The organism is Okeania sp. SIO2F4, from assembly GCF_010672385.1.
GTDB lineage: Bacteria > Cyanobacteriota > Cyanobacteriia > Cyanobacteriales > Microcoleaceae > Trichodesmium.
Genome location: NZ_JAAHGT010001356.1, coordinates 1 through 1,638, shown reverse-complemented (window position 1 = coordinate 1,638; position 1,638 = coordinate 1). Strand labels below are relative to the sequence as shown.

General features: G+C 32.8%; 1 protein-coding gene. It reads left to right on the top strand.

Translation table 11 applies throughout. The annotated features are described in order from the left end of the window. The first annotated feature begins 722 nt into the window (after positions 1 to 722). Entirely contained in the window at positions 723 to 1,355 is a 633-nt protein-coding gene (locus F6K22_RS40380) for a DedA family protein (RefSeq protein WP_293110733.1), read from the top strand. Positions 1,356 to 1,638 lie beyond the last annotated feature (283 nt).

Here is a 1,638-nt window from a genome sequence, read left to right as displayed (position 1 = left end):
TCCAACCCCGTGTTCGCCCAGGTCGCGGGACGAGCCGTCGCGCCCGGGCATCCATGTTAATGTTTCTCAGGCTAGTGAGAAACACTTGTAATCTTTTTTGTCTTTTACCTGTTACCTAATGACAGCTTGATAAATTTTTGCTATAAACTATAAATGAGTTAGATTTTTTAGCTAGAGTCACAAGTCAAGAGTCAGGAGTGAAAATAATATAGTTTAAATATCATTTATTAGAGTGAATATTCCCTTTTGATCAAATATCCATCTGACGCAAAATCTTTTAATTATCATGATTATTCGTCATATTCTTTTTTGAAATTGCTATCAAACCTAGAATTTTGTACCTAACCAGTATGGCAATTGCTATATAGAACCCATTTAGTAGATTTGCCAATATTTTAGAGGTTTTCATCAAGGTAGACTACAGAAATAAAATCAGTATATTTAATTTTTTATAGATTACAAACCGGATAGTTGTGGTCTATTTTTAATGAAAAACTCTATAAATTTTTTCGTAGAAATCAGGAGGTAATTAGAGGCAAAACAGGAAAAAACTTGAAAAATATTTCCCATCTCCCTTATCTCTTTCCCAATATTCAAGTATCTCTTTCCCAATATTCAAGATGATTTAAGTAACAAAGAAGTTCCCTCAATCTTAAACTACCTGACGGTAAAATATAAAAAAATGATAAATTTTATTAAGTAAGCTTAAAGGTTAGTATTTAATGTCTTTAGAATTTGTATCATTAGAAACAATTCAATTTATAGCCCATAAATATGGTTATTTAGCTGTTTTCTTGGGAATAGCCTTAGAAAATGCAGGAATCCCTATACCTGGAGAAACTGTAACCATTGTGGGTGGGTTTCTTGCTGGTAGTGGAGAATTAACTTATTGGTATGTGTTGGGTTGTGCAATTATGGGAGCTGTATTCGGGGATAGTTGTGGATATTGGATTGGCAAGTATGGTGGTTGGCCATTTATGTTGAAGTTAGGTAGAATATTCCGGATTAAAGAAACAAAACTGATGGATGTGAAAAATCAGTTTAGTAAAAATGCAGCTAAGGCAGTATTTTTCGGTAGGTTTGTCACTTTATTACGAATTTTTGCTGGACCTTTAGCTGGAATTGCTGAAATGCCTTACTGGAAATTCTTATTATGTAATTTTGCTGGAGCAACTATTTGGGCATTGACAATGGTAAGTTTATCTTTTTTTGTCGGACAAGTTGTACCTCTAGAAAAATTAGTAAGCTGGGTTGCACAATTTGGTATAGTTGCTTTAATTTTAGTATTGGCTTGGATTTTGATTCCTATTCGCTTAGAGTCTCTGAAGAAAAGCAATCAAAATACAAGTTTGTAACTTAGGGTTTAATAAGGTAAACAAAAGAATTATTAAACTTACTGAAATTGTCTAGATACCTTCCTTAAAGTTTTCATCATTGTAATAAATGAATTGGATAATTTAACCTCCCTTAAATCTGAAGAAAGCAATAAAAAGGTGGGGGCGATTTGAATTCTGTGTTCGCTTATAGATCAATCAACTAAGGATTTATATAGACCTTTTTCCGCAGCTTTGGTTAATAAACCAGGTGATATGTCAATGAAAAGTTAAATCCAGCAGGATTAACTTACACAAATCAAGA

Coding starts and splice junctions, on each gene's coding strand:
- F6K22_RS40380 (WP_293110733.1), top strand. CDS start 723: ATGTCTTTAGAATTTGTATCATTAGAAACAATTCAATTTATAGCCCAT.